The organism is Chromobacterium fluminis, from assembly GCF_011602385.1.
Classification (GTDB): Bacteria; Pseudomonadota; Gammaproteobacteria; order Burkholderiales; family Chromobacteriaceae; genus Chromobacterium; species Chromobacterium fluminis.
Map to the genome: position 1 here is coordinate 63,391 of NZ_JAAOMA010000021.1, position 25,800 is coordinate 89,190.

Genomic DNA, 25,800 nt, shown 5'->3' on the forward strand with positions numbered 1-25,800 from the left:
AACAAAAACGCCGCCGCCGCGGAAGCGGCGATGGCGTTTTCGGCTGAACGGCGCGCCGTTCAAGCGTGCATATTGGCGGAATCCAGAGTGTTCTGCAGCAAGGTGGCCACCGTCATCGGCCCCACGCCGCCCGGCACCGGGGTGATGAAGCCGGCGCGCTCGGTCGCCGCGGCGAACTCCACGTCGCCGCACAGCTTGCCGCTGTCCAGACGGTTGATGCCCACGTCGATCACCACCGCGCCCGGTTTGATCCATTCGCCCTTGACGAAGTTAGGAATGCCCACCGCCGCCACGACGATGTCGGCCGCGGCCACTTCGGCGGCCAGATCGGCGGTGGCGCTGTGGCACACCGTCACCGTGGCGCGCGCCAGCAGCATTTCCAGCGCCTGCGGACGGCCTACAATATTGGACGCGCCGACAATCACCGCCTTCTTGCCCTTGGGATCAATGCCGTACTCTTCCAGCAGCGTCATCACGCCGCGCGGGGTGCACGGCCGCAGCAAGGGCATCTTGATCGCCAGCCGGCCCATATTGTAGGGATGGAAACCGTCAACATCCTTTTTAGGATCGATGCGCTCGATCACCGCCTGCGGATCGATCTGCTTGGGCAGCGGCAGTTGCACCAGAATGCCGTCGACGTCCGCGTCGGCGTTCAAGCGGTCGATGATATCCAGCAGTTCCTGTTGGCTGGTGCCGGCCGGCAGATCATAGGCCAAGGAACGGATGCCGGCTTTCTCGCAGGAGCGCTTCTTGCTGCCCACGTAGACCGCGGACGCCGGGTCCTCGCCCACCAGAATCACCGCCAGCGCCGGGGCGCGCTTGCCCGCGGCCAGGCGCGCCTGCACGCCCTCGCCCACTTGGGCGATCAGTTTTTCCGCTACCGCTTTGCCGTCAATCAGTTGTGCTGCCATGGGCCGGTTCCATAAAGAAGCTGAAAAAGAAGGCGCATATTCTCGCATTTTTCGGCCGTTTCCGAAATGCCGCTGCGCAACAAAACTGACTTAACATCAAGATAAGTAAAGGGAACTACCAACCCGCTCGCCGTCCGCTCAATATTGCGCCTCCAACCGGCCTAAAATTAATTGCAAACGGGTGTTGACAGCCTAAATCGCCATCCGTATAGTTGCGGTCTCTGTCGTCGGGGCGTAGCGCAGCCTGGTAGCGCACCTGATTTGGGATCAGGGGGTCGCGAGTTCGAATCCCGCCGCCCCGACCAGACGAGGCAAAGCCCGACCTGAGCGCCCGTAGCTCAACCGGATAGAGCACCGGCCTTCTAAGCCGGGGGTTACAGGTTCGAGTCCTGTCGGGCGCGCCAAAGTAGTTGTGGTACAATGCAGTCGTTTTTTCAGTGGTGGATGTAGCTCAGTTGGTAGAGTCCAGGATTGTGATTCCTGTTGTCGTGGGTTCGAGCCCCATCATCCACCCCACCCTATTATAAGCTGCCGCTTCATGGCGTCGGCTCACCGCTTTCTGCGGTGGATGTAGCTCAGTTGGTAGAGTCCAGGATTGTGATTCCTGTTGTCGTGGGTTCGAGCCCCATCATCCACCCCAAATCTTCAAAAACCCGGCCAAATGCCGGGTTTTTTCATTTTTGCGACTCATAAGGTCAGTTTTGGGCCTTGTCTGACAGTTCAAGCTCCGTATAATCGAATACATTTGCATGACACCGCTTGACTGACGACGACACCCACCACCATGACCACCATGCAGCCGATCAAGCGCCAGACGCTCACCAGTGCCGTAACCGAATCCTTGCGCCAGCGCATTCTCTCCGGGGAATTCCCCGATGGCCAACAATTGCGCCAAGAGGCGCTATCCAATGAATACGGCGTCAGCCGGGTGCCGGTGCGCGAGGCGCTGCGCCAGCTGGAAGCCGAAGGCCTGATCCAGATCATCGACCACAAGGGCGCGCTGGTATCCAAGTTGTCGCTGGAAGACGTGCTGGAGCTGCTGGAAATCCGCGCGATGCTGGAGGGCTCGGTTCTTAAAGCCGCCATCCCCTGTCACACCAAGGCCGACCACGATCTGGCCCAGCAAACCTTGCGCGAATTCGAACAAGCGCTGCGCAACAACGACGTGCGCCACTGGGGCGAATTGAACTCTCGCTTCCACCTGGCGCTGTACCGAGCCGCCAAGCGGCCGAACACGCTGGCGCTGATCGAGCAACTGCACAATAAAACCGACCGCTACACCCGGATGCAGATCTTGTTCACCCGCACCATGGAACGGGCACACGAGGAACACAGCAAGCTGCTGGAGCTGTCGCGCCAAGGCAAGGCAGATGAAGCCTCGGAATTCATCCGCTTCCACATCCTGTCCGCCGGCCACGCGCTGGAAGACTATCTGCGCAACCAAACCCAGCAGAACGCCTTGAGCTGAAACCCGCCGCCTCGCCTTCAGATTTTTTGAACTTGGCGCGCAATTCTTTGCGCTATCAAGCGCCGCGGCGGCGCGCAATAATCCGACCATGCCAACCGCCGGACGCTAGTTCGGCCCCACAGGGAGACATGGTCATGCAACACCCTTTCATCAGCCGGGAAGCGGAGCGTCTGGTCAACGGCCAAGCGGTGACCGACGGCGCCGGCGTGCGCCTGCTGCGCGTGCTCAGCGCCGATCTTCAGCGGCGGCTGGACCCTTTCCTGATGCTGGACGAGTTCCGCTCCGACAACCCCGGCGACTACATCGCCGGCTTCCCCAGCCATCCGCACCGCGGCTTCGAAACCGTTACTTATATGCTGGCCGGCCGCATGCGCCACCGCGACAACGCCGGCAACGAAGGCCTGCTCGGACCCGGCGGCGTGCAATGGATGACCGCCGGCCGCGGCATCGTCCATTCCGAACTCCCGGAACAGGAAGACGGCCTGATGCACGGCTTCCAGCTGTGGCTGAACCTGCCGGCGGAGCACAAGCTGCGCGCGCCGTGGTATCGCGACATTCCCGCCGCCGAGATTCCGACGGCCCCGGCCAACGGCGCGGCGCGGCTGATCGCCGGCCACTGGCGCGGCCAGGCCGGCGCGGTAGAACGCGAAGCCACCGAACCGCTATACCTGGATCTGCATCTTGACGCCGGAAGCGAAGAGACTCTGGAGATACCCGCCGGCCACAACGCCTTCATCTACGTCTACCAGGGCGAGATCGCCGTCGGCGCGCAGCCGCGCGACGTCAAGGCAAGGCAGATGGCGGTGCTGGACAACCGTGTCGGCAGCAACGGCGTCAGCCTCCGCGCTTCCGCCGACAGCCGCTTGCTGCTGATTGCCGGCAAACCCTTGGGCGAACCCATCGCCCAGTGGGGGCCGTTTGTGATGAATACCCGCGAGCAAGTGGAAGAAGCCATAGCTGATTTCCGCGACGGACGCTTCTGACCCTCAAACCCTAAGCTGGAGCCGCCATGCCACTGCTTACCCAAACCATCGCCAGCCTGGACCGCGACATCGGTTTTCCGGTGCGCCGGCTGTTGCCCACCCGCCAGGCGCGCCGCGTCGGCCCCTTCGTGTTCCTCGATCACATGGGCCCGGCCCATTTCGCCGCCGAAGGCAGCGCCGGCGATGTGCGGCCGCATCCGCACATCGGCCTGGCCACCGTCACCTATCTGTTCTCCGGCGCGATGATGCATCGCGACAGCCTGGGCACGGTGCAGCGCATCGAACCCGGCGCGGTCAATCTGATGACCGCCGGCAGCGGCATCACCCACTCCGAGCGGGTGCCGGCCGACATCCGCCGGCAAGGCGTCGCGGTGGAAGGCATGCAGTTGTGGCTGGCGCTGCCGGATGAACTGGAGGAGTGCGAGCCGGCCTTCGCCCATTACCCGGCCGAGGACTTGCCCCACTGGAACCAGAACGGCGTGGAGCTAAACCTGCTGATCGGCGCCGGCTGGGGCCGTCGCTCGCCGGTCGCCTATCCGCTGCCGGTGTTCTATGCCAGCGCCGCCATGCCGGCCGGCGCGCGACTGGCGCTGCCGGAAGGCGTGGACGAACTGGCCGCCTATGTCGCCGCCGGCGAGCTGGACGTGGACGGCGCCACGCTGAACGCCAACGAATTGGGCCTGCTGCGAACCGGCCAGGGTGGCGAACTGATCGCGCGGCGCGACGGCCGGGTGATGCTGCTGGGCGGCACGCCGCCGGCCAGCCCGCGCTACCTGGACTGGAACTTCGTGTCCAGCCGCCGCGAGCGGCTGGCCCAGGCGCGCGCGGACTGGATCGCCCAGCGTTTCCCGATGGTGCCGGGCGAGACCGAGTTCATTCCCTTGTGAGAGCAGCCGGCTAAAAACAAAACCCCCGCCAGTTGCCCGGCGGGGGTTTTCGCTTGGATCCAGCGTCTTACTTGCTCTGGATGCCGCCTTTCACCACGGTCGGCGTATTCTCATGCTCGGCGCGGATCAGCGGCGCCTTGCCGGAAGTCACGTCGCTGACCGCCTGCTTCAGGATGCCGGACGGGGTGCTGTTCAGCTTGACCCCGCCGCCGCCCTTGTAGCGCTCGGTGGCGATGTCGGCGGTTTCCACCTTGGAATCGCCCAGGTCCACCTTGCCGTTGGCGGACGACACGGTCGCGCCGGTCAGCTGGGTCTTGCCGCCCACTTGCAGGGTCACGCCGTCAGCGCCGGCGATGCCGGTGACGGCGCCCACCGAGTTGTCACGTTTAACGCTGACATCCACGTCGGCCTTCAGCTCAGTACCCTTGTCCTGAGCGTTCAGCAGCTTGTCCTTCAGCGTGTTGCCGCCTTTGCGCGCCAGGGTGTCCAGCGTGCCGGACTTGGCCGGTCCGGAGGTTGGCTTCTCGGGCAGGGTGACGGTTTCGCTGTTGACGTTGAAGCTCACCGCATTGGTGGTGTCTTCCTTCAGGCCCTTGTTGAAGGCAAAGCTGTCATACTTCTCCTTCACCTTGTCGGACGCGGCGTTGACCAGCTCGGCGCCCTTCTCTTTCACCTTGTCCTTCAGCGGACCGGCCTTGTCGGCGGCCTGATCGACCAAGCTGGCCTCCTTGCCGTTGGAGCTGTTGACGCCCAGCGACACATCCACCTTCACGCTGTTGTCGCGATCCTGACGGCTCTCCAGCGCCAGCTTGCCGCCCACCTGGCCGCCGACGGTCTTGCCGCTGACATTGGCGCCGGCCAGGGTGGCGTTGCCCTCGGCGTTCAGTTCCACTTGCTGCTTGGCGGTCACGCTGGCGTTGGCGTTGCTCAGCTTGTCCTGCTGATCCACCTTCACCTCCAGGCCAGCCTTGACGTCATGCACGTTCTTGGTGCTGTCCGGCTTGATCTGACCGTTTTCCTTGTCGCTATTGGCCTTGTTGCCGCCGCCGATATTGCCGGCCACGCTCCAGTTGTTGCGCTGGCTGCTGGACTGTGCCGACTCCAGGCGGATATCGCCCTGACTATTCAGCTTGGCGCTGTCGCCCTGCACCTGGGTGCCGCTCAGGCGGATGCCGCCGTTGCCGGCTTCTATGCTGGCTTGGCCGCCGCTGATCACGCTGCCGCCGGTCTGGCTGCGGCTGGACTCGTCGGTGCTGGCGTAATTGCCGCCGGCGCCCACGTTGAAACCCTTGCTTGCCTTCTCCTGACCATTACTCTGGCTGCCGCCGGCTTTGACATCAAAGCCCCACTGGCTGCCGGACTTCTCGGCGCTGGATTCGGCGGCCTTGAACTCCACCTTGTCGCCCTTCAGCGCCACGTCGCCGCGGCTGGCGATCTTGTCGCCCTGCAGGGCCAGCTTGCCGCCGGCCGTCAATGCCACGCCGGCATCGGCGTCCACGCCGCCGGTCACCGCGGTGCTGGACTTGGCTTGCTGCTTGTCCACGTTCACCGCCACCCCGCCGCTGCCGCCGACATTCTTGCCGCCGCCTTCGATCGGGCTAGTGGTGATGGCCAGGTTGGCCTTGCCGCCCACGGTGCGCTGCTCGCTGCTGCTGCTGTTGTTCGCCTGGGTGAAGCTCAGGTCGCCGCCGGCGCTGACACTGGCCGCGCCCTTGCCGCCGGCGATGGTCACGCCTTGGTAGGCGGCGTTGTTGTCCACCTCCACCTTGACGCCGTTGCCGGCGCGGATGCCGCCGGTCACCGCGGTGGAGCTGGACGAAGCGCTGGTCACCGTGCTGCCGCTGCCGGCCGCCTTGACGTTCACGTCTTCGCCGGTGGTGGTGTAGACGCGCACGCCCACATCCGCCTCGGTCTTGCTGCCGCTCTGGCTCTGGGTATTGGCCGCGGCGGTGAATTGGTGGCTGTCAGCCTTGATCTCCACCGTGTTGCCGGCCTGGTACTGGGTGCCTTGATCGCTGAGCCCGGCCTTGGCGTCCACCTTGATGTTGCCGCCGTTCAGGCTGCTGGCCTGCGCGGTGCTGGACTGGCGGATTTCCGAGCCGACGCCGGCCTTGACGCCCACATCCACGCCCAGATTGGCCGCGCCCAGATCGCCGGCCGCGCCGGCCGCGCCGATCACATCGCCCTTGACCACTTTTTCGCCAGCCGCCACCAGCGGACGGGTCACGCCGCTGTAATCGGCGTTGACGCCCACTTCCACGCCCCAATGACTGCTGTCGGTAGTGGTTTTCTGGGTGCTGTTGGCCGCCTGGTTGTCGATGCGGCCGCCAGCCAGCTTGATGTCGCCCTCAGCCTTGACCTGGGTGCCCTGATTGCGGATGTCGCCGTCGCCGTTTCCGGCGATGATGCTGACGCCGCCCTTGGAGTGGATCGCGCTGACCAGGGCGGTGCTGCTCTCGGATTGGCTACGGCTGTTCTTCTGGTCCACGCCCAGCGCCACGCCGGTCTTGTCCAGGCCGGCGTCGATATAGATGCCGCCGCCGGTGACGCTGTTGCTCTTGCTTTCCTTCACCGTGTCCTGCGCCGCGTTCAGGCTGACGTTCTGGCCGCTGAGGGCCGCGCCGCCGGCGCCGGCGTTCAGCTTGGAGCCGGTCACGGTCAGATCGCCCTGGGCATTGAGCGCCACCTTGTCGCCGGACAGCGTCGCCGCCTGGTTCTGGGTCGCGTCGCGGTCCACGTTGCTGCTGCTGTGCTCGATGCGCACGCCGCCGCGGTACTGTTTATCGCCGGTGATTTCGCCAACGCCGCGCAACGCCAGCTCGGTGTCCTTGCTCTCCACCGTGTCGCGGGTCTGCGACGCCGCCACCTTGATGTCGCCGTTGGCGGCCACGTTCAACTCGCCGCCGGCGCGCACCTGGCTGCCGCTGATCACCACGTCCTTGGCGGACTGGATGCTCAGATTGGTGTCGGACTTCAGCTCGGCGTTGACCGCCTGCTGCTGGCTGGCATTGCCCTTGCTGCTGCTCTTGGTGATGTTGAAAGCGGTGCCGCTGCGCTGATCGGTGCGGGTTTGCGATTGGTTGACCACGCTGTCGATGCTGATGTCGCCGTTGCGGCTCACCGCCACCGCGTCCTGCTCGCCGCGGGCGCGACTGCCGGCGATGGCCACGCTGTCGCCGCGCAGCGTCAGCTTGCCGCCGGCGGTCAGATCGCTGCCGGTGTTGACGGTATCGGTCTTGCCGTTGTCGCGGTTGCCACCGCCGCCGATGCCCCCCCAGTACACCTGGTCGTTGCGCTGGCTGTTCTGGTTTGTCGTCTGCTGCACGCCCAGGCCGAGCGCGCCGCCCGCGTCCAGGGAGGCGTCGCGGCCGGCGGTCAGCTTGGCCGCCTTGGCGTCGATATCGCCGCTGGCGCGGATATCCAGATCGCGCCCGGCGCGCAGCTGGCTTTGCGCCAGGCGTTGCTCGCTGGAAGCATGGTCCCAAGAGCCGGTTTCCAGGCTGGCGCCGTCGTTCTTGCGATTGCCCCTATCGCTGCGGGTGTCGGTTTCCGTCACGCCGCTCAGCTTCACGCCGCCGTCGGCCTGCAGACGGATGTCCTGGCCGGCGCTGACGCTGCCGCCGCGGATGGCGATCTGGCCGCGCGGCTGCGCGCCGTCCACCGCCTGGTTGTCCGCCGCCGTCGCCGCCGCGGTCAGCGTGGCGTCCTGCTCGGCGCGGATGCGCACGCCTTCCTGACGCTGGCTGGTTTCGCTTTGGTCGCGGTTATAGGCCCAGGAGTTTTTCCAGGCGTGATTGCTGTTGCTGGACGCGCTGTCCGCCACTTGGCTGTCCAGCGTCAAATCCTTGCCGCTGAGCGCCACATTGCGGCCGCTGATGTCGGTGGCGGCCAAGGTCACCGCGTCGCCGGCGCTGAGGCTCACATCGTCGCGCGCGCTGATGACGCTGCGCTTGATGCGGGTGTCGCTGCTATTGCTGGCGGTATTGGTTTCGCCGGTTTTCCAGATGAACCAGCTCTCGTCGTGGCCGCTATCTTGGGTGGTGGAGGTTTCCGCCCGACCGCGGCTGTCGATCTGGCGCGCGGCCAGGGCCACCTTGCCTTCGCTGGCGCGGATCTGCGCGCCTTCCAACGCCAATTTTCCTTGGCGCGCCTCCACCGACACTTCTTGCGCGCCGTTCAGGCTGCCGCCCACATTGACGCCGGCGCCGTCTGCGGTGCTGATGATATTGATGCGGCCGGCCTGCATCGCGCCCAGGAACACGCTGTCCAGCGAGCCCACGCCCTCGGGGGCCTTGTCGCTGCGCAGCACCTTGGCGTCCTTGCCTTGATAATCCACCAGGTTGAAGCCGGCGCGGACATTAAGCTGCTCGCGCGCGGCCACATTGCCGCGCACATCGATGCGCGGCGCGATCAAATCCAGCACATTGACGCCGCTCAGACCGGCGCCGTTGACGCTGAGCGCGTTGCCGTTCATCGCCGCCTGCAAGGAGGCGATGGCGCCGTTTTCGATATTGGCGTTGCCCACCAGCAGCGAAGCGCGCGGGGTGTTGATGAAGCCGCAGCCGCTGCAGGTGATGCCGTTGGGGTTGGCCAGCACATAGTCGGCGGCCTTGCCGAACACTTCCTGCTTGCCCAACAGCAAGGAGGGGTTGCGGCTGATCACTTCGTTCAAGATCACGCTGGCTTCGCGCCCGCCCAGCAGCGCGTTGGCGCCCAACTGGCCGGCCAGCTGCGATTGGCCGCCGGCGGCGGAGTTGTTGAACACCGCGCCGGGCTTGCCGACGTTGAAATCCTGGTATTGGTTATGCGACAGGCCCGCGGCGCTGGGCGCCACGATATTGACCACCGCCGCGCCGTTGGCGGCGTTGCTCACCTGCGGCTGCGCGCCGTTGCCGCCGGCGACGATGCCGGCCGCCATCGCGGCTTCCACCGCCCAAAACGCCAGGGTCAACGCCGCGGCCACTTTCCCCGTTACCGATAAGCCGAAATTTATTTTTTTCTTCATGATTTGAGTCCCGTTCATTCAGAGAACAAGCAGATTCGGTCCAAAACCGTCTATCCGGACAACCCATGTTCCGCGGACTGCACCGGCCTGCCAGCCGGATCCATCCCAATGAAACATACGTTTGATTTCGAATCTACGTCTCTTTTTAAATCCATTCAAATGAAATACTGCCAATATCGCTTAGTCGCTTTCGCGCTTAATTTCTTTCAAAAAACTTCCACGTCAAAAAATAAATACCAAAAGCATCACCAGGACAATGCCAGCCTGGCGAACAGCTGATGGCCTTCCTGCTGCCAGCCGGCGGGCTTGTACAAGGGCCGACTGTATTCCAGATCCAGACTGGCCTTGCGATAGCTGAAGGCCAGGCCCAGGCTGGCGCCGGCAATGCTCTGCCATTGCTGGACCGAACCAAGCGGCAGCACCCGGCCTCCGTCCAGACCAATCCGCGGCGTCACGCCGACGCCGGCCACCTCGAAACGACGCGACAAGGTGTTGCGCCAGGACCAGGCGGTTTCTCCTGCCAGAAAGTTGCGGCGGAAACCGCGCACCGCGCTGGCGTCGGACACATCCATCTGCTCAACGCCGGGCAGATAGTCGCGGCTGGTCTGACCCGTTAGCGCGCTGTTGAGCTGGTAAGGCCCGCCGGGCAGGCCCAGGCTTTGAAACCAATTCAGCGAAGCCTTCCACTTGGTGAACTGCGGATTGGGGCCGTCCGACGCGCGCGGGTCCGGCGCATTCGCGCCCAGCCAGCGCGTGCCGCGCTGCACGCCGGCGTCCGCGATCAGCACGCCGCCGCTGAGCAATTGCAGCCGGGACAAACCCAGTTCGGCCACGCTCAGCGTGGGGCTGGACACTGCGTACTCCACATCCTGAATGTAATTGCGCACCCGTTTATGGATTAGCTGCGCCATCAGCGAGGTGGTCTGGTTTTGGCCGCGACTCAGCACCCGGTCCACGCGCAATCCGCTCTGCGCGGTGCTGCCGGATAGTTGCACCAGATTATTAGTAAGCTGTTGCGTGTTCAGATAATCGGCGCGGCTGATGAAGGCGCTGAAAGTCCAATAGCCATAGGGCAGAGAGTAAAACAGCGATTCGCTGCGGCTATGCCGCACCGCGTTGTCGTTGCTGGTGCGCTGCGCCGACACACTGACGAAGTCGGACAAACCCAGCGGGCTATCCCAGGACAGGCCCACCCCGGCCTGAACCCGCCCGGTGCTGTCGCGGCCGGTGTTGTCGGCGTTGAAGCTCAAGCGCCAGGGCGCATCCTTGTTGTTGCGCAAGCTGAGAATGGAACCGCCGACGGTTTCGCCGGGCAAGATGTCCAGCGTCGCCTTGCTGGACGGCAGGCGATTGGCCTGGTCCAGCCCCTGGTCGGCGTCGTGGATGTTCAGCGGCCGGCCGACCACGCCGGGAAACAAAGTAGCCGGATTGCTGCGCCGGTCGTCGCTGACGATTTTCTCCACCCTGCCTTCATGCACGCGCAAAGTCAGGATGCCCTGCTCGTCCGGGCCTTCGGCCGCCACGCGCGCGGCGATATAGCCCTTCTTCAGATAGAGTTGGGTCAAGGCGCGGCTATAGCGGTTCAACTCCTCGTTGTTCAGGCAGTCGCTGGCCAGTTCGCCCAGCGCAGCCACTTCCTTGCGGCTCAACAGCTTGATGCCGGCCAGGCGCACGCCCTTGACGCGCAGGCAGTCCAGTTCGCTCATGTCCGCGGCTTGCGGCCGACGCATCATATTGCTGTCCGGCTGCATTTGCCGCAGCCGATGTTGCTGGATGATGGCGTCGAAACGACGGCTGTTGTCCTGCAACAGGCGCCGCGAATCGTTTTCCATTTGCTGATGCATGCTGCCAGACATGCCGGGCACTTCCGCGGCCTGCGCCGCCGCCCCCCAACAAACGATCCCCGCCATCCGCCAGAACTGGGCTGGAGATGGTTTTTTGTATTTAATCATCATCGGATTCGTAACTATTTTTAAATAAAGGAAAACAGAAATTCCATGTCGCGTCCAGACTAATGAGAATAATTATCAAATAATGACACTATTACCCAGCCTTGATGCCAGCCTTGCGGCATCAGTGCAACACAAAATGCAATATAAATAAAAAAACCCGGCCAATGGCCGGGCTTTCCTCTTAGTCGTTTGATTCTGAAATATCTTTCAGAAGATCAGAAAAAACTTATTCGAACATAAAGTGGGCGCGCTTGATATTGCACAGCAATTCATAGGCAATGCTGCCGGCGGCGGCGGCCACCTCGTTGACCGACACGGTATCGCCCCACAACTCCACCTCGCTGCCGATGCCCGCGGCGGGCAAGTCGCTCAAGTCCACGGTGATCATGTCCATGGACACCCGGCCGATGATGCGCGAACGGCGGCCGTCCACCGCCACCGGGCTGCCGCTGGACGCCAGCCGCGGATAACCGTCGGCGTAGCCGCCGGCGATCAGGCCCACCCGGGTCGGCCGATCGGTGACAAAGTTGTTGCCGTAGCCGATAGGCTCGCCGGCGGCCAGCTCGCGCACGCCGAAGATGCGGCTGCTCAGCCGCATCACCGGTTTCAGCGCGTCGCCTTGCGGAAAACCCGCCGGCAAGGGGCTGGCGCCGTAGAGCAGGATGCCGGCGCGCCCCCAGTCGCGACGCGACCGCGGATGGCACAGGATGCCGGCGGAATTGGCCACGCTCTCCTCCCCCGGCAAGCCCGCGGTGGCGGCGTCGAAGGTTTCGATCTGCGCCAGCGTCATTGGCACCGTCGGCTCGTCGGCGCGGGCGAAGTGGGTCATCTTGACGATGCTCTCCGCCTTGCCGCTGGCCTGCAGCCGTTCCCAGGCCGCGCGGTAATGCCGCGGCAAGAAGCCCTCGCGGTGCATGCCGCTGTCCAGCATCAGCCAAACCCGGAACGGCGCGGCCGGCTGCGCTTCTTCCAGCATGCGCAGCTGTTCTTCGCTCTGCACCACCAACCACAGCCGGTGACGCTCGACCTCGGTCAGTTCGACCGCCTCGAACACGCCCTCCAGCAACAGGATGGGCGCGCTCACGCCGGCGGCGCGCAATTGCAACGCTTCCTCAAGACAGGCGACGGCGAAACCGTCGGCGACATCGACCAGCGCCTGAGCGCAACGCGCCGCGTCGTGGCCGTAGCCGTTGGCCTTCAGCACCGCCAATACCCGCCCGCCGTGCTGGCGCTTGGCCAGCAGATAGTTGTCGCGCAGGTATTGGGTGCGGATGGCGGCGATCAGCGGCCGCATGCTCAAACGCCCGCCACGGCCGGCCGCGCGGCCGGCACCACCAGGGTCTCGCCCTGTTTGGCGTAGCGCTGCATGGACAGACCGTCCAGGCTGATCTCCGGCTTAGCGCCGGTGATGATGTCAGCCAGCACCTTGCCGGAGCCGGCGCCCATGGTCCAGCCCAGGGTGCCGTGGCCGGTGTTCAGCGATAGATTGGCGAAGCGGGTGCCGCCCACGATGGGCGTGCCGTCCGGTGTCATCGGGCGCAGGCCGGTCCAAAAGCTGGCGGCCGGGATGTCGCCGCCGTTCGGATACAGATCGCCCACCACCATTTCCAGCGTTTCGCGGCGGCGCGGGTTCAGCGACAGATCGTAGCCGGACAGCTCGGCCATGCCGCCGACGCGGATACGGTCGTCGAAACGGGTGATCGCCACCTTGTAGGTTTCGTCCAGCACAGTGGACACCGGCGCGCCGGCCGGATTGGTGATCGGCACGGTCAGCGAATAGCCCTTGACCGGGTAAACCGGAATATCGATGCCCAAAGTCTTGACCATGTCGCGGGAGAAGCTGCCCATCGCCACCACATAGTGATCGGCGGTCAGCAAATCGTCGCCGACGCGGATGCCGGTGATGCGTTTGCCGTCGCTCTCGATGCCGTCCACGCTCACGCCGAAGCGGAACTCCACGCCCTTGGCGCGCGCCATCTCGGCCAGGCTGGCGGTGAACAGATTGCAATCGCCGGTTTCGTCATTGGGCAGTTGCAGACCGCCGCTGAGCTTGTGCTTGACGCTGGCCAGCGCCGGCTCCACCTCGGCGCAGCCGTCCCGGTCCAGCACCTTGAAATCCACGCCGCATTCCTTGAGCACGGCGATGTCCTTGCTGACGCCGTCCACCTGAGCCTGGCTGCGGAACAGCTGCAGCGTGCCGCCCTGGCGCGCTTCGTAGCCGATGCCGGTTTCCGCGCGCAGCTCTTTCATCTTGTCGCGGCTGTATTCGGCCAGACGCATCATCCGGCTCTTGTTCACCGCGTAAGCGTCTTCATTGCAGTTGGCCAGCATTTTGGCGATCCACTGCAGCTGGTACAAGCTGCCGTCCGGCTTTACCGCCAGCGGCGCATGACGCTGGAACAGCCATTTGGCCGCCTTCAGCGGAATGCCCGGCGCGGCCCAGGGCGTGGAGTATCCGGGGGAAATCTGGCCGGCGTTGCCGAAACTGGTTTCCAGCGCCACGCCCTCCTGACGCTCCAGCACCGTCACATCGCAGCCCGCCTTGGCCAGATACCAAGCCGTGGACACGCCCAGAACACCGCCGCCCAGCACGATCACCTTCATTTTTGCATCTCCGTTTGCAGCACTACATGGCTATAGTGATTTTGCGTAGTATATTAATGAAACACTGGGTTTTTTCACCAAAGTAGCGTCAGACTACAGATTTTTAAACTGCAAAATTTCATAGTCATAGTGAAAACATGAAGAAAAGTTCAAGCGGCGACAAAGCGCTGGATAAAACCGACCTGAAAATCCTGCGGCTGCTGCAAAAGAATGGCCGCATCTCGATGACGGAACTCTCTGAAAAGGTGGGACTTTCCACCACGCCGTGCACCGAACGAGTGCGCCGCATGGAGCGCGACGGCATCATCGAAGGCTATTACGCCCGCCTCAATCCGCATGCGATGGGCGCGGCGCTGCTGGTGTTCGTGGAGATCAAACTGGAGGCCAAATCCGGCAATATTTTCGACGCCTTCCGCCGAGAAATCATGCGCATCCCGGAAATTCTGGAATGCCACTTGGTGTCCGGCGAATTCGACTACCTGATCAAGGCGCGCATCCCGGACATGTCGATGTACCGCAAGTTGCTGGGCGATATCCTGCTGCAGCTGCCGTCGGCCAAGGAGTCCAAAAGCTATGTGGTGATGGAAGAGGTCAAGGAGACCCTGCTGCTGCCGCTAGGAGAATAAATAAGCCGTTTAAAAGCGCAGTCTTGCATTTGATTTAAATCAAGAAAATGCTTGCATTCCCCTTCCGTCTAAGCCAAACCACAAGCAGCTGTTGCTAGCGTAAAACTACCTAGGCGGGAGACGAAGATGTTCGGTTTCATGAAGGCGGTGGACAAGACCGCGGACACGGCGCGGCAGGTGCGCCAGTTGGAAAGCGTGCTGGACCACGCCGATAATCTGATCATGCTGTGCGACACCAGCCGCGACAACGTGATCTTCTACATGAACAAGACCGCGCACGACATCCTGGGCCGACACCGGGAAATGATGAACCAGAAATTCCGCGCCGGGGTCGACGTCAATCACGCCCATGGCCACAGCATTCATCAGTTCCACCGAGACCCGGAGCACAACCGCCGCATCCTGGCCGACCTGGCCAGCCGCAAGATAGACCAGCACATCGCGATGATTCCGGTGGGCGAGGTCATGTTCAAGACCAAGGTATTCCCGATCTGGGACTCCGCCCATCCCGACCAACTACTGTGCTTCATGGCCAGTTTTCAGGACGTGTCCGCCGAAATCCGCGCCCAGCAATTGCAGGATCAGGGCAATCAGCGCCGCGAATTTCTGGAGGCCCGCGTCAACGAACTCTCCGACAATATGCAAGCGATGAGCGCCACGATAGAAAACGTCGCGGTGCAGACTTCATCGGCTTCCGAATCCGCGGACCTCATGCTGGGCGAGGCCAAAAAAAGCGTGGCCATCGTCAACGACACCAGCCAGAGCATGCAGCAAGTGGGCAATATGGTGCGCCAGACCGCCGACAGCCTGATGTCGCTGGGCAAGCGCTCGGAAACCATCGGCCAGATCGTCAACGTGATCAAGGACATTGCGGATCAGACCAATCTCTTGGCCTTGAACGCGGCGATCGAGGCGGCGCGCGCCGGCGAGATGGGGCGCGGCTTCGCCGTGGTGGCGGACGAAGTGCGCAAGCTGGCCGAGCGCACCACCAAGGCCACCCAGGAAATCGGCGACATGATCCGCGCGATCCAGGGAGAAGTGCAGCAAAACGTGCGCGCCATCGAACTGGGGCGCGACCAGGTGCAAACGACCGAAAGCGACTTCCAACGGGCCGAAGCGGCGCTACACACCATTGTTGGCGAGATCAACACCATGCGCAATTTCGTGGTGGAAATCGCCAACGCCTCGGAAGAACAGGCCGCCACCTCGCAGGATATCGCCGATAAGCTCAGCGACATCACCCGGCAGGACTGAAGTAAAAATGCTTCACAAGCGAAGGATGGGGCGGAATAATCAAACGCTCCACCCTTCGCTTTGAGGCCACCATGAGCTTAGCGTCCGTTCAGGCGTTTTTCGCCGCCCGTCAGCTGGACATCCCCATCATAGAGCTGGAAGTCAGCACCGCCACCGTGGCGGAAGCCGCCGCCGCCCACGACGTGGAGCCCGGCCGCATCGCCAAGACCTTGGCCTTCCGCCTGAACGACGGCCGCGACGTCATCCTGGTGGCGCGCGGCGACGCCCGCATCGACAACCGCAAGTTCAAGGACGCCTTCGGCAAGGGGAAGATGCTGCCGCCTGACGAGGTGGAGGCCATCACCGGCCATCCGGTGGGCGGCGTCTGCCCCTTCGGCCTCGCCACCGAGCTGCCCATCTATCTGGACGTGTCGCTGCAGGCCTACGACGAAGTGCTGCCCGCCGCCGGCGCCGTCCACAGCGCGGTGCGCTTGTCGCCGCAGCAGCTGCACCACATCACCCAGGCCGACTGGGTGGATGTATGCCAGGCTTTTGCCTAGGAAACGGTTTACGCTCCGCTGTCGAACCGATGCAAAAAGCCGCCGTTTGTCGCCAAACGACGGCTCAAGCTTTCCCGCGGCGGAATCCCCGCCGCCTGCCACGCCAGGCCGGCGCGCTATTGAGACGCCCGCGCATCCCAACCAAGGCGCCGCCACCGTCTTGCCATGCGACGCGGCGACATACAGGCCGGGCAGGCGCAGCCAGGAGTCAGCGCTTAGGCGCGGCGGTAGCCGGCTTTCAGACTGTCAGGGTCAAGGGAAAACAAGGTTCGCGGAACGCGATTCGAATCAATCATGACTTACACCTCCAAGATGGGTTAAGCCTGCTTCCCGCTGCTAAACGGGAGCGGCAGGCACCTGACAGGGTTAGCAGACCGGCATCTTGGAACCGGCAGCCCACGAGGGGCTCCCCGCCAGCGCCTGCCATCTATGCGTGCGCCGACACAAACCAAGCCACGACGGATTCGCTTGGTCTGCCAAGATGCAAGAAGGGCTGCTAAACCCCTTGTGCCGAGATTGCGACGGCACGCGGGGATTGTTGGCGAGGCGGATGGATAAGTCAAGACGGCGCGGTCCGCGCCGCCGGCCTCCGCCATGCCAAGAAAAACGCCCGGCAAAGCCGGGCGTTTCGTATCCATCCAGACAAAGGCGCTCAGTACCCCAGCCCCATCGCTTCCTTGACGTCCTGCATGGTGGCGCGCGCCACTTGCTCGGCCTTGGCGTTGCCCGCGGCCACCACTTCCTTGACCAGATTGGGATTGCTCAGATACTGCTCGGCGCATTCAAACATCGGCTGCTGTTCGCGGAGTACGCCGTCTATCACCGGTTGCTTGCAGTCCAGGCAACCGATGCCGGCGCTGGTACAGCCCTGCTTCACCCATTCGCGGGTGTCTGCGTCGCTGTACACCTGATGCAGCTGCCATACCGGGCATTTGTCCGGGCTGCCTGGATCGGTGCGGCGCACGCGCGCCGGATCGGTCGGCATCGCCCGCACTTTTTTGGTGACGGTGGCCGGGTCTTCGCGCATGGTGATGGTGTTGCCGTAGGACTTGGACATCTTCTGGCCGTCCAGGCCCGGCATCTTGGACGCCTCGGTCAGCATCGCCTCACATTCGGCCAGAATGCTCTTGCCCTTGTTCTCCAGCCAGCCATACAGGCGCTCGCGGTCCGCCGCGCCCAGGTTCTGGCTGGCGGCCAGGATTTCGCGCGCGCCGGCCAGCGCTTCGGCGTTGCCGTCTTGCAGATAGGCGGTGCGCAGGCGGTCGAACTCCTTGCCGGCCTTGCCTATCTTCTTCACCGCGGCGCGGGCCAGTTCTTCGAAGTTGGGTTCGCGGCCAAACAGGTTGTTGAAACGGCGCGCCACTTCGCGGGTCAGTTCGATGTGCGGCACCTGGTCTTCGCCCACCGGCACCAGGCCGGCCTTGTAGATCAGGATGTCGGCGGCCTGCAGCAGCGGGTAGCCGAGGAAGCCGTAGGTGCCCAGATCCTTGGTGGACAGTTTTTCGATCTGGTCCTTGTAGGTGGGCACCCGCTCCAGCCAGGACAGCGGGGTCACCATGGACAGCGCCAGATGCAGTTCCGCGTGCTGCGGCACTTTGGACTGGATGAAAACGGTGGCCTGCTCCGGGTCCACGCCGGCGGCCAACCAATCTATCACCATGTCCCACACGCTCTTGCCGATGATGGAGACGTCATCGTAATTGGTCGTCAGCGCATGCCAGTCCGCCACCATGAAATAACAGTCGTGGGTGCTTTGCAGCTGCACCCAGTTCTTGATCACGCCGTGGTAATGGCCAAGGTGCAGGCTGCCGGTGGGGCGCATGCCGGAAAGAATGCGGTTGGCGAACATATGTGAATTCCGTTTCAGGTAATAAGCGCGACAGCGCCGGAAACGAATTCCGGCGCGTCAGGATTGGGGTGAGCCGGGCGTTTTAAATCAAGGCGCGCACCAGCCCGTACATCAGACCGTAGAACGGCCGCAAAATGGTGGTCAGCAGGCCGGTGGCGATCAAGGCCAGCAGCACCCACATGCCGTAAGGCTCCAGCTTGGAATACTTCCAGGCCATGCCCGGCGGCAGAAAGCTTTCCACGATGCGGCCGCCGTCCAGCGGCAGGATGGGCAGCAAATTGAGCAACATCAGCGAGATATTGATGCCGATGCCGGCCTGGCTCATCAGCGCCAGCGGTTCGCTGTAGCTGGTGTCCATGCCTATGGCCAGCTTGAGCAGCAGCACCCACAGCAAGGTCATCAGCAGATTGGAGGCCGGCCCGGCGGCGGCCACCAGCCGGCCGTGCTCGCGCGGCTTGCGCAAGGCGCCGAAATTGACCGGCACCGGCTTGGCCCAACCGAAGATGAAGCCGCCCAGCGTCACCGACAGCAAGGGCAGCAACACGGTGCCGATCGGGTCGATATGCTTGAGCGGGTTCAACGTCATCCGCCCCATCATATAGGCGGTGCTGTCGCCGAAACGGCGCGCGGCGTAGGCGTGGGCGGCCTCGTGCAGGGTGATGGCGAACAACACCGGCAGCGCGTAAATGGTGATTTTCTGGATCAGGTTAATATCGCCCATGATGTCTCTTGTGGGTTGAAAACAATGTAGTGAGGCAAAGGCGGCTTATAGGCCGAACGGCGCCGGATCGCCCTTGCCGCGGCGCAGCAGTTCCACGCCCTCGGTCATGTCGATCACGGTGGTGGGGTCGGTGCCGCACCAGCCGCCGTCTATCACCGCGTCCACCGCGTGCTCCAGCCGCTCACGGATTTCATACGGATCGGTCAGCGGTTCCTCGTCGCCGGGCAGCATCAGGGTACAGGACAAAATCGGCTCGCCCAGTTCTTCCAGCAAGGCCAGCGCCACTTTGTGGTCCGGCACCCGCAGCCCGATGGTGGAGCGCTTGGGGTGCAGGGTGCGGCGCGGCACTTCGCGGGTGGCTTGCAGAATGAAGGTATAGCTGCCGGGCGTGGCGGCTTTCAGCATGCGGAACTGGCTGTTGTCCACCTTGGCGTAGTTGGCCAGTTCGGACAGATTGTGGCAGACCAGGGTCAGATGATGGCGCAGGTCCAGCTGGCGAATGTCCAGGATGCGTTCCATCGCCGGCTTGTCGCCCAGCATGCAGCCCAGCGCGTAACAGGAGTCGGTGGGATAGACCACCACCCCGCCCTCGCGCAGGATCTTCACCGCTTCGCGCACCAGCCGCGCTTGCGGATTGTCCGGGTGGATCATGAAAAACTGTGCCATGGCGCGTTTGCCTCAGGGCTGCTCGGCGGCGTCCGCCGCGCGATTGATCGAATAGCTGCTTTGCAGCAGGCCGCTGGCGTAAGCCCGCGTGCTCTGGTGTTGCAGCCGGATGTCGTCGTCCAGCCCGCTGAACAGCGGAATGCCGGCGCCGAGCAGCACCGGCACCCGGTTGAGAATCAGCTGGTCCAGCAGGCCGGCGCGCAGGAAGGCCGACACCAGCCGGCCGCCGTCCACATAGACGTGGCGCGCACCGGAAGCCCGCAGTTCCGTCAGCAGGCGTGGAAGTTCGGCTGCGCTTAATGCCACTTGCGAACGCAGCGCGGCCGGCACATCGGGTGGCCGCAGGCTGCGGCTGGCCACGACAACGCGCAGCCCGGCATAGGGCCACTCGGGAAACGACAGCACTTTGCGGAAGGTGGCGCTGCCCATCAGCAGCACGTCCACCGTCGCCATGAAGTCGGCGTAGCCATAGTCCTCGCCGTCACAGGCTACTTGCTCCAACCAGTCCAACGCGCCGTCGGCGCGCGCGATGAAGCCGTCCAGGCTGGTGGCGAGATAGGCGCTGGCACTCAGGCTCATGCGGCGGTCTCCGGGTGGATGATGCGCGCGGCCAGCGCGTTCCAGATGGGTTTGCAGATCGGCGGCAGGTCGTCGGTGCGGCCGACGTCGCGGCCGCCCTCGCCAGGCGCGTGGAAATCGCTGCCGGCGCTGGAGTACAGCTCATGGCGGTCCGCCAGCAAGGCGAACTTGTGCATATCGTCCAGGCTATGGCTGCCGCTGGCCACCTCGATGCCGCGGCCGCCGGCCAGCTTGAAGTCGTTGATCAGCCGCTCTATCAAGGTGCGGCCCATATCGTAGCGGCCGGGATGGGCGATCACCGCCTCGCCGCCGCCGGCCAGAATCCAGCCCACCGCGTCCTCCAGGCTGGCCCATTCGTGCGCCACGTAGCCGGGCTTGCCCGGGGTCAGGAATTTGCGGAACACAGTGCGCACGTCCTTGACCTGCCCGCTATTGACCAGGAAGCGGGCGAAGTGGGTGCGGCCTATCATTTCCGGGTTGTCGCACAGCGCCATCGCGCCGTCGAACGCGCCTTGTATGCCCACCTTGATCAGTTCGTCCGACATCTGCCGCGCGCGGTTGACGCGGCCGTCGCGGATGGATTGCAGGCCGGCGGCCAGCGTCGTCTGTTCCGGGTCTATGCCCAGGCCGACGATGTGCACGGTGTGCTTGCCCCAAGTGACCGAGACCTCGACGCCGTTGAGGAAAGCCAGGCCCTGCCGCGCCGCCTCGGCCCGCGCCGCGGCCAGGCCGTGGGTGCAGTCGTGGTCGGTCAGCGCCACTAACGTGGCTTCGCGCTCGGCGGCGCGCGCAATCACCTGCTCCGGCGGCAAGGCGCCGTCGGAGGCGTGGGAATGGAAATGCAGATCGATGCTGGCCATGCTCATTGTCCGTTGGCGGCGGTCTGGCGCGCGGCTTCGCGCAGTTCCCAGGCGGCCTGTTTGGCGCGGTATTCCGTCATCAGCGCGTTATAGCTGTCCCAGATGCACGGGTCGCAGCCGCTGCCGCAGCAAGCGTCATCCGGCGGGGGCTCGGGCGCTTCCGGCGGCGGGTCGAAGTCGTCGTCGTTCATGGCGCCGCGACGCGGATGGAAAAGCCGTCGCCGCTAACCTGCTGACCCGAGCGGATCTTGCAGGTCTTGCGCAGTTCCACCTGACCGTCCACTCGCACATTGCCTTCGGCGATGAAATGTTTGGCGGCGCCGCCGGAATCGCAAACATTGCAGATTTTCAGCAGGTCGCACAAGGCGATGTATTCGCCGCTCAATTCAAAGGTTTCATTCATTTTTGCACACTCGATTGGGACAGGGCTGTGAGCGAGCTGTGGACAAGAACCGCAGCGCCTTCATTTTTCACGCCTTTTTACTGTCGATTATTTTTTAATCTATCGCCAACAACTATCCACGCCATGGCAGGACAAGCTTGTGGGCCTGTTGTGGATAATTGCGGCAATTTGCTGAATTTCCAGCGCTTTATTCTTGCCGATCAAAATTTAGGCAATTCGCCAGGCCAGATCGCGGCCAGCGCGGCCAGCGCCTGAGCCATGCGCCGTTCGTGCGCACCGCTCACCCTCGTCGCGTCAATCCCCGCGTCTTCCAGCGCCTGCCGGTAGAGCCCGAACAACCAGTCCCGCTGAGTCGGGTGGCTGCGCAGCGGATCCGGCTCCCAGGGAATGTCCGGCTCGGCCAGCAGCGTCAAGGCGTAATCGCCGGGCCGGCACAACTCCAACAAGCCGGGGCTGCAGCGCCCATGCGCCACCTCGCTCCAGATCTTGCAATTCAATGCGGTGGTGTCGCACAACAAGACTTGGACGTCGGCGGCCAACGACTGTTCCGCCGCCAACTGTCCGCGCGCCACTTCCTCAATAATCTCCGGCGTGGAACGGTACGACCGCGTGGCGAAATAGTCGCGCGCGTATTCCGGCACCCAGGCGGCGGCAATGCCCGCCGCGTTCAGCGCCGCCGCCAGCGCGCGCGCCAGCGTGGTCTTGCCGCAGGACTCCGGCCCTACGATGGCGATCTTCAACGGCCGCGTCGCGCCCTTGGACATCCCACTGCTTTCAAAATACGGAAAAGCGGTCAATTATACGCCGCTTGCCGCGCTATCAACAGCCGGGCAGCGGTTCTCAACAAGCGAAGGGGACAGTCCTGTGCGCCAACTGTGGACAAGGAAGCTAAGCCCTTGCCGTGAAATGGATTTGTTTGACTTGATTAAAAAACAGGCGCTTCACTGGATTACCCACATCCAGCGTGAAAAGTCATGTGGGACAATTGTGGATAAGGCTATCAAGTCCTTGTTCTGCCAAGCACATTTTCGACAGCTTATTTTTTAGGCAAAATAGCGCGCCATTTAATGACGAAGCCATAATAAAACGCCTCCCCCGGCCATGGCAGGCCGCTGCCGATCGTCACCGCCGCTTGCCCACACCCAAGGTGTAAAGCCATGTGGGCGAGCTGTGGACAAGCGCGGCAAAGTCCTGAAAAAACGGCACAAAAAAAGGCCGCTCAAAAAATGAGCAGCCTGGGTAGCACGCAGTGTCTTAGAGTCTATTCACGATCTCGCGAGCTAAGGCGAGACAAGGCGAAAACGGCTGAGAAAGCAGAGTGGTCATACGGTACATGAGCATTTCGAATGCTGTACTCAGCGTGCCACGTTTCACTACGCGAGCAAATCGTAAACAGCTTCTTAATGCGCGCTCATCTCGCCGCGCAAGGGTTTAGCCAATTGCGCCGCCAGTTGCTGTCCGCTGAGGCCGGCGGACAGCAGCACGTGCAACTTGGCCAGCGCTGCTTCCGGCGTCAGGTCCGCCCCGGCCACCGCGCCGGCGCGCGCCAGCGGCTGGCTGGCGGCATAAGCGCCCACCTCCACCGCGCCCCGCGGCGCCTGAGTGATGTTCAGCACCGCGCCGCCGCGCGCGGTCAAGGCCTTCACGCCATCCAATAGCGCCGGATCGGCCGGCGCGTTGCCGCTGCCGTAGCTCATCAGCACCGCCGCGTCCAGCGTCGGCTCCGCCAACAGGCGGCCGGCCAGCGCCGCGCCCTGTCCCGGCGTCAGGAACAGGCAGGCGATGCTCAGATCTTCGCGCAGCGCCTTCGGCTGAAATTCTCCCTGTCCCGGCAACCAGGCGGCCTTGTTCCAATGCGGATGGATGGCGAAGCGGGCCAGCGGCTCCGCATTGGGCGAGCCGAAGCCGGCAAAATGCTCAACGTCCAGCTTGCGCGCCCGGCTGCCGCGCAGCAGCAGGCGATCAAAGGCGATGGCGACCTCATGCAGCTCAGGCTGGCAGGCCGCTTCCAGCGCGTCGGCGACATTGTTCCAGCCGTCGGAGCGAGAATGCAGCAACGGCAGTTGCGCGCCGGTCAACACCACGGGCTTGGCCAGGCCGCGTAGGGCGAAGGCCAGCACGCTTGCGGTATAGGCCATGGTGTCGGTGCCGTGGATGACGACGAAGCCGTCGTAGTCGCCGTAACGCTCGGCCAGCGCGGCGATGATGCGGTTCCAGTGGCGCGGCTCGATGGCGGAGGAATCGATCAACTCGTCGAATTCGACCACGTCGAAATCCAGACCGGGACGGCGAAAGCGCTCCAGCAGGCCGGGCAACAGGCCCGGCGACGGCGCCAGGCCGTCCGGGGTTTCGGTCATGCCTATGGTGCCACCGGTGTACAACACTAAAACGCGGCTCATGCGGTCTCCTGCAAACAGTGTCCAATGCCGCGATGGTAGCTCAATTCGCCGCTGCCGCGGCAGGACTGTCCACGCGCAGACGCACTGCGTCATGCCGCCAATACTCGTAATCGCAATCCAGAGTGGCGCCGGCGGCGTCTCGATTGACACGGCGAACCAGCAAAATGGGGCCGCCCTCGGCCAGCATCAGCGCCTGGGCCACACTCCCCTGAGCCGCCGCCGGCAAGATGTCGAAAGCCGCGGCCGCGTATTCAATGCCATAACGACGGCGATACAGCCCGGTCAACGATTGACTCAGATCCTGGCCCTGAATGTCCGGAAAACGCTCCGGCCGCAGAAAGTGCTCCACGTATAGCGCCACGCGCCCGTCCAGGCTGCGCTGACGACAGATTTTCCATAAAGAGCTCAAGGGCGGCACCTCCAACGCCCGGCACAGCTCGGGCGAAGCCAGCACGGTCTCCACGCTTAAAAGCCGAGTTTCCGCCGTCCGTTGTTGCGCGTCGGCCATGCGCTGGAAATGGTTGCCGTAGAGCGGCGCGTACTCCAGCCGCGGAAAGGCGACGAACCAGCCGCGCCTTTCTTCGCGATACACCCGCCCTTCGGCCTCCAACACGGCCAGCGCCTCCTTCAGGGTGATGCGGGTGGTGGCGAACAGCTCGGCCAGCGCGCGCTCCGACGGCAGGCGGCCGCCGGGCCGCAACAAGCCGCCCTCGATTTGCTGCAACAAGGCGGCGCGGATGCGCGCGGCCTGGGAAAGCGGTTTCGGTTCAGGCATCAGGACTAGTCCAACGATCAGGTCTCCGCCGGCTTTTTACCAAGAAAAAATGACAAGGAAATTAACCGGCGCAAGCGCCTCCGGCGCCCTTGCGCCGATTCGTCACCAATCCGCAATCAAATTGCCATGCAACGTAAACCGGAATGTCATCTCCGCGGAATACCATCAGCATCGCTTTTATTTGACCTAGTCCAAAGGGATGGATGCCATGAACAAACCGTTGCGCTGCGCCGTGCTGGGCGCTCTGGCCCTGCTGGCCAACACCGCTTTCGCCGATAATCTGAACGCGCTGATCCAGGCAGCCAAGAAGGAAGGCGAGCTGAACGTGATCGCCCTGCCCCATGACTGGTGCGGCTACGGCGGCGTAATCGCCGGCTTCAAAGCCAAGTACGGCATCAAAGTGAACGAGCTCAATCCGGACGCCGGCTCCGCCGACGAGCTGGAGGCGATCAAAGCCAACAAGAGCAATAAGGGCCCGCAGGCGCCGGACGTGATCGACGTGGGCCTGTCCTTCGGCCCGCAAGCCAAGGCCGCCGGCCTGTTGCAGCCGTACAAAGTCTCCAACTGGAAAACCATTCCGGACAGCGTCAAGGACAAGGACGGCTATTGGTACGGCGATTACTACGGCGTGCTGGCCTTCGAGGTGAACAAGGATCTGGTAAGCAAGACGCCGACCGACTGGAGCGATCTGCTGAAGCCGGAGTACAAGAACGCGGTGGCGCTGGCCGGCGACCCGCGCGCCGCCAACCAGGCGATCCAGGGCGTGTTCGCCGCCGGCCTGTCCCAGTCCAAGGGCAATGTGGCCAAGGCCGCCGACGCCGGCCTCAAATTCTTCGCGCAGTTGAATAAGAGCGGCAATTTCGTGCCGGTGATCGGCAAAGCGGCCTCGCTGGCCCAGGGCAGCACCCCCATCGTGATCCGCTGGGACTACAACGCGCTGGCCGACCGCGATACCTTGAAAGGCAACCCCAAGGTGGAGGTGGTGGTGCCCAAAAGCGGCGTGGTGGCCGGCGTTTACGCCCAGGGCATCAGCGCTTACGCGCCGCACCCCAACGCCGCCAAGCTGTGGCAGGAATACCTGTTCTCCGACGAAGGCCAACTGGCCTGGCTCAAGGGCTATTGCCACCCCACCCGCTTCAACGATCTGGCCGCGCGCAAGAAAATCCCGCAGGACTTGCTGAGCCGGATGCCAGACGCCGCCGCCTATAAGAAAGCCCTGTTCCCCACGCTGGAACAGCAGGAGGCTTACAAGGCGGTGATCACCAAGCAGTGGGACGGCGTGGTGGGCAGCAACGTCAAGTAAGCCGGCCTCATCCCCT

General features: G+C 63.7%; 23 protein-coding genes and 4 tRNA genes. 12 read left to right on the top strand and 15 right to left on the bottom strand.

The features are described 5' to 3' along the window. Positions 1–59 precede the first annotated feature (59 nt). On the bottom strand, positions 60–911 hold the full coding sequence (folD, locus tag HA052_RS15415) for a bifunctional methylenetetrahydrofolate dehydrogenase/methenyltetrahydrofolate cyclohydrolase FolD (protein WP_166452559.1): 852 nt from the start codon (positions 909–911) through the stop codon (positions 60–62). Positions 912–1,139: 228 nt separating this feature from the next. Between folD and HA052_RS15420 the strand changes: the two genes are divergently transcribed. The 7 genes from HA052_RS15420 (at position 1,140) to HA052_RS15450 (ending at position 4,249) form a co-directional block, all read left to right on the top strand. Continuing rightward, positions 1,140–1,216, top strand: a tRNA-Pro gene (locus tag HA052_RS15420). A gap of 22 nt (positions 1,217–1,238) precedes the next feature. Beyond that, positions 1,239–1,315: transfer RNA gene (locus HA052_RS15425), tRNA-Arg, on the top strand. A 36-nt stretch (positions 1,316–1,351) separates the two neighbouring features. Beyond that, a tRNA-His gene (locus HA052_RS15430) sits at positions 1,352–1,427 on the top strand. 48 nt (positions 1,428–1,475) lie between these two features. Continuing rightward, a tRNA-His gene (locus tag HA052_RS15435) sits at positions 1,476–1,551 on the top strand. A gap of 144 nt (positions 1,552–1,695) precedes the next feature. Continuing rightward, positions 1,696–2,379 carry a GntR family transcriptional regulator gene (locus HA052_RS15440; RefSeq protein ID WP_166452560.1) on the top strand — a complete coding sequence of 228 codons (684 nt, stop codon included), beginning with the start codon at positions 1,696–1,698 and terminating at the stop codon, positions 2,377–2,379. 134 nt (positions 2,380–2,513) lie between these two features. Next, a complete protein-coding gene (locus HA052_RS15445; RefSeq protein ID WP_166452561.1) occupies positions 2,514–3,362 on the top strand; it encodes a pirin family protein in 849 nt (282 codons plus the stop codon). Between the two features lie 26 nt (positions 3,363–3,388). Next, positions 3,389–4,249 (top strand): pirin family protein, encoded by an 861-nt coding sequence (locus HA052_RS15450; protein ID WP_166452562.1) that lies wholly within the window; start codon positions 3,389–3,391, stop codon positions 4,247–4,249. 67 nt (positions 4,250–4,316) lie between these two features. Here HA052_RS15450 and HA052_RS15455 read toward each other — a convergent pair whose 3' ends face one another. The 4 genes from HA052_RS15455 to HA052_RS15470 all read right to left on the bottom strand — a co-directional run bounded on the left by HA052_RS15455 (position 4,317) and on the right by HA052_RS15470 (position 13,810). Beyond that, the gene (locus HA052_RS15455; RefSeq protein ID WP_166452563.1) at positions 4,317–9,254 is read right to left on the bottom strand and encodes a hemagglutinin repeat-containing protein; all 4,938 of its coding nucleotides are present in this window, start codon (positions 9,252–9,254) and stop codon (positions 4,317–4,319) included. 245 nt (positions 9,255–9,499) lie between these two features. Further along, positions 9,500–11,110, bottom strand: coding sequence for a ShlB/FhaC/HecB family hemolysin secretion/activation protein (locus tag HA052_RS15460; protein ID WP_166452564.1), 1,611 nt, complete (start codon positions 11,108–11,110; stop codon positions 9,500–9,502). A 322-nt stretch (positions 11,111–11,432) separates the two neighbouring features. Then, positions 11,433–12,500, bottom strand: coding sequence for an alanine racemase (alr, locus tag HA052_RS15465; RefSeq protein WP_166452565.1), 1,068 nt, complete (start codon positions 12,498–12,500; stop codon positions 11,433–11,435). Positions 12,501–12,502: 2 nt separating this feature from the next. Next, the gene (locus tag HA052_RS15470) at positions 12,503–13,810 is read right to left on the bottom strand and encodes a D-amino acid dehydrogenase (protein ID WP_166452566.1); all 1,308 of its coding nucleotides are present in this window, start codon (positions 13,808–13,810) and stop codon (positions 12,503–12,505) included. Positions 13,811–13,947: 137 nt separating this feature from the next. Here HA052_RS15470 and HA052_RS15475 point away from each other — a divergent pair, with 137 nt between their 5' ends. From HA052_RS15475 to HA052_RS15485, 3 genes are all read left to right on the top strand, one after another. Continuing rightward, positions 13,948–14,436: an Lrp/AsnC ligand binding domain-containing protein gene (locus HA052_RS15475; RefSeq protein WP_107799975.1), complete on the top strand. Its 489-nt coding sequence runs from the start codon at positions 13,948–13,950 to the stop codon at positions 14,434–14,436. A gap of 126 nt (positions 14,437–14,562) precedes the next feature. After that, on the top strand, positions 14,563–15,690 hold the full coding sequence (locus HA052_RS27980; RefSeq protein WP_166452567.1) for a methyl-accepting chemotaxis protein: 1,128 nt from the start codon (positions 14,563–14,565) through the stop codon (positions 15,688–15,690). 71 nt (positions 15,691–15,761) lie between these two features. Beyond that, a complete protein-coding gene (locus tag HA052_RS15485; protein ID WP_043641076.1) occupies positions 15,762–16,229 on the top strand; it encodes a YbaK/EbsC family protein in 468 nt (155 codons plus the stop codon). A gap of 652 nt (positions 16,230–16,881) precedes the next feature. Here the strand turns inward: HA052_RS15485 and HA052_RS15490 are convergent. From HA052_RS15490 to HA052_RS15525, 8 genes are all read right to left on the bottom strand, one after another. Then, positions 16,882–18,078, bottom strand: a complete 1,197-nt coding sequence (locus HA052_RS15490) for a tryptophan--tRNA ligase (RefSeq protein ID WP_166452568.1) — start codon at positions 18,076–18,078, stop codon at positions 16,882–16,884. An 82-nt stretch (positions 18,079–18,160) separates the two neighbouring features. Further along, positions 18,161–18,799, bottom strand: coding sequence for a site-2 protease family protein (locus HA052_RS15495; RefSeq protein WP_081547793.1), 639 nt, complete (start codon positions 18,797–18,799; stop codon positions 18,161–18,163). 45 nt (positions 18,800–18,844) lie between these two features. Next, a complete protein-coding gene (locus HA052_RS15500; RefSeq protein WP_048410477.1) occupies positions 18,845–19,465 on the bottom strand; it encodes an L-threonylcarbamoyladenylate synthase in 621 nt (206 codons plus the stop codon). Positions 19,466–19,477: 12 nt separating this feature from the next. After that, a complete protein-coding gene (locus HA052_RS15505) occupies positions 19,478–20,044 on the bottom strand; it encodes a dihydrofolate reductase family protein (protein ID WP_166452569.1) in 567 nt (188 codons plus the stop codon). Next, complete coding sequence (locus tag HA052_RS15510) at positions 20,041–20,904, bottom strand: 3',5'-nucleoside bisphosphate phosphatase (RefSeq protein ID WP_166452570.1); 864 nt, start codon at positions 20,902–20,904, stop codon at positions 20,041–20,043. Before HA052_RS15510 ends, HA052_RS15505 begins: the two co-directional genes overlap by 4 nt. A gap of 2 nt (positions 20,905–20,906) precedes the next feature. Beyond that, on the bottom strand, positions 20,907–21,095 hold the full coding sequence (locus tag HA052_RS15515; protein WP_081547787.1) for an oxidoreductase-like domain-containing protein: 189 nt from the start codon (positions 21,093–21,095) through the stop codon (positions 20,907–20,909). Further along, on the bottom strand, positions 21,092–21,307 hold the full coding sequence (locus HA052_RS15520) for an RNA-binding S4 domain-containing protein (RefSeq protein WP_081547785.1): 216 nt from the start codon (positions 21,305–21,307) through the stop codon (positions 21,092–21,094). The genes HA052_RS15515 and HA052_RS15520 overlap by 4 nt, the downstream gene beginning before the upstream one ends. A 200-nt stretch (positions 21,308–21,507) precedes the next feature. Beyond that, entirely contained in the window at positions 21,508–22,047 is a 540-nt protein-coding gene (locus HA052_RS15525; RefSeq protein WP_240937376.1) for an AAA family ATPase, read from the bottom strand. Here HA052_RS15525 and HA052_RS15530 point away from each other — a divergent pair. Beyond that, the gene (locus HA052_RS15530; RefSeq protein ID WP_166452513.1) at positions 22,034–22,354 is read left to right on the top strand and encodes a hypothetical protein; all 321 of its coding nucleotides are present in this window, start codon (positions 22,034–22,036) and stop codon (positions 22,352–22,354) included. The two genes, HA052_RS15525 and HA052_RS15530, sit on opposite strands and share 14 nt — an antisense overlap. 353 nt (positions 22,355–22,707) lie before the next feature. Here the strand turns inward: HA052_RS15530 and HA052_RS15535 are convergent, their stop codons facing one another. Together HA052_RS15535 and HA052_RS15540 are read right to left on the bottom strand one after the other, a co-directional pair. Continuing rightward, entirely contained in the window at positions 22,708–23,706 is a 999-nt protein-coding gene (locus tag HA052_RS15535; protein WP_166452572.1) for an asparaginase, read from the bottom strand. A gap of 40 nt (positions 23,707–23,746) precedes the next feature. Further along, entirely contained in the window at positions 23,747–24,481 is a 735-nt protein-coding gene (locus HA052_RS15540; protein WP_081547779.1) for a UTRA domain-containing protein, read from the bottom strand. 208 nt (positions 24,482–24,689) lie between these two features. On the opposite strand from HA052_RS15540, the gene HA052_RS15545 reads away from it, so the two are divergent. Next, entirely contained in the window at positions 24,690–25,784 is a 1,095-nt protein-coding gene (locus tag HA052_RS15545) for an ABC transporter substrate-binding protein (RefSeq protein ID WP_166452573.1), read from the top strand. Positions 25,785–25,800: the final 16 nt, after the last annotated feature.

Bases quoted from the DNA above. Each gene is read 5' to 3' on its own strand.
- HA052_RS27980 (WP_166452567.1), top strand. From the start codon at position 14,563: ATGTTCGGTTTCATGAAGGCGGTGGACAAGACCGCGGACACGGCGCGG.
- HA052_RS15490 (WP_166452568.1), bottom strand. From the start codon at position 18,078: ATGTTCGCCAACCGCATTCTTTCCGGCATGCGCCCCACCGGCAGCCTG.
- folD (WP_166452559.1), bottom strand. From the start codon at position 911: ATGGCAGCACAACTGATTGACGGCAAAGCGGTAGCGGAAAAACTGATC.
- HA052_RS15445 (WP_166452561.1), top strand. From the start codon at position 2,514: ATGCAACACCCTTTCATCAGCCGGGAAGCGGAGCGTCTGGTCAACGGC.
- HA052_RS15475 (WP_107799975.1), top strand. From the start codon at position 13,948: ATGAAGAAAAGTTCAAGCGGCGACAAAGCGCTGGATAAAACCGACCTG.
- HA052_RS15455 (WP_166452563.1), bottom strand. From the start codon at position 9,254: ATGAAGAAAAAAATAAATTTCGGCTTATCGGTAACGGGGAAAGTGGCC.
- HA052_RS15515 (WP_081547787.1), bottom strand. From the start codon at position 21,095: ATGAACGACGACGACTTCGACCCGCCGCCGGAAGCGCCCGAGCCCCCG.
- HA052_RS15440 (WP_166452560.1), top strand. From the start codon at position 1,696: ATGACCACCATGCAGCCGATCAAGCGCCAGACGCTCACCAGTGCCGTA.
- HA052_RS15485 (WP_043641076.1), top strand. From the start codon at position 15,762: ATGAGCTTAGCGTCCGTTCAGGCGTTTTTCGCCGCCCGTCAGCTGGAC.
- HA052_RS15500 (WP_048410477.1), bottom strand. From the start codon at position 19,465: ATGGCACAGTTTTTCATGATCCACCCGGACAATCCGCAAGCGCGGCTG.
- HA052_RS15530 (WP_166452513.1), top strand. From the start codon at position 22,034: ATGGCGATCTTCAACGGCCGCGTCGCGCCCTTGGACATCCCACTGCTT.
- HA052_RS15510 (WP_166452570.1), bottom strand. From the start codon at position 20,904: ATGGCCAGCATCGATCTGCATTTCCATTCCCACGCCTCCGACGGCGCC.
- HA052_RS15450 (WP_166452562.1), top strand. From the start codon at position 3,389: ATGCCACTGCTTACCCAAACCATCGCCAGCCTGGACCGCGACATCGGT.
- HA052_RS15545 (WP_166452573.1), top strand. From the start codon at position 24,690: ATGAACAAACCGTTGCGCTGCGCCGTGCTGGGCGCTCTGGCCCTGCTG.
- HA052_RS15495 (WP_081547793.1), bottom strand. From the start codon at position 18,799: ATGGGCGATATTAACCTGATCCAGAAAATCACCATTTACGCGCTGCCG.
- HA052_RS15540 (WP_081547779.1), bottom strand. From the start codon at position 24,481: ATGCCTGAACCGAAACCGCTTTCCCAGGCCGCGCGCATCCGCGCCGCC.
- HA052_RS15535 (WP_166452572.1), bottom strand. From the start codon at position 23,706: ATGAGCCGCGTTTTAGTGTTGTACACCGGTGGCACCATAGGCATGACC.
- HA052_RS15470 (WP_166452566.1), bottom strand. From the start codon at position 13,810: ATGAAGGTGATCGTGCTGGGCGGCGGTGTTCTGGGCGTGTCCACGGCT.
- HA052_RS15520 (WP_081547785.1), bottom strand. From the start codon at position 21,307: ATGAATGAAACCTTTGAATTGAGCGGCGAATACATCGCCTTGTGCGAC.
- alr (WP_166452565.1), bottom strand. From the start codon at position 12,500: ATGCGGCCGCTGATCGCCGCCATCCGCACCCAATACCTGCGCGACAAC.
- HA052_RS15460 (WP_166452564.1), bottom strand. From the start codon at position 11,110: ATGTCTGGCAGCATGCATCAGCAAATGGAAAACGATTCGCGGCGCCTG.
- HA052_RS15505 (WP_166452569.1), bottom strand. From the start codon at position 20,044: ATGAGCCTGAGTGCCAGCGCCTATCTCGCCACCAGCCTGGACGGCTTC.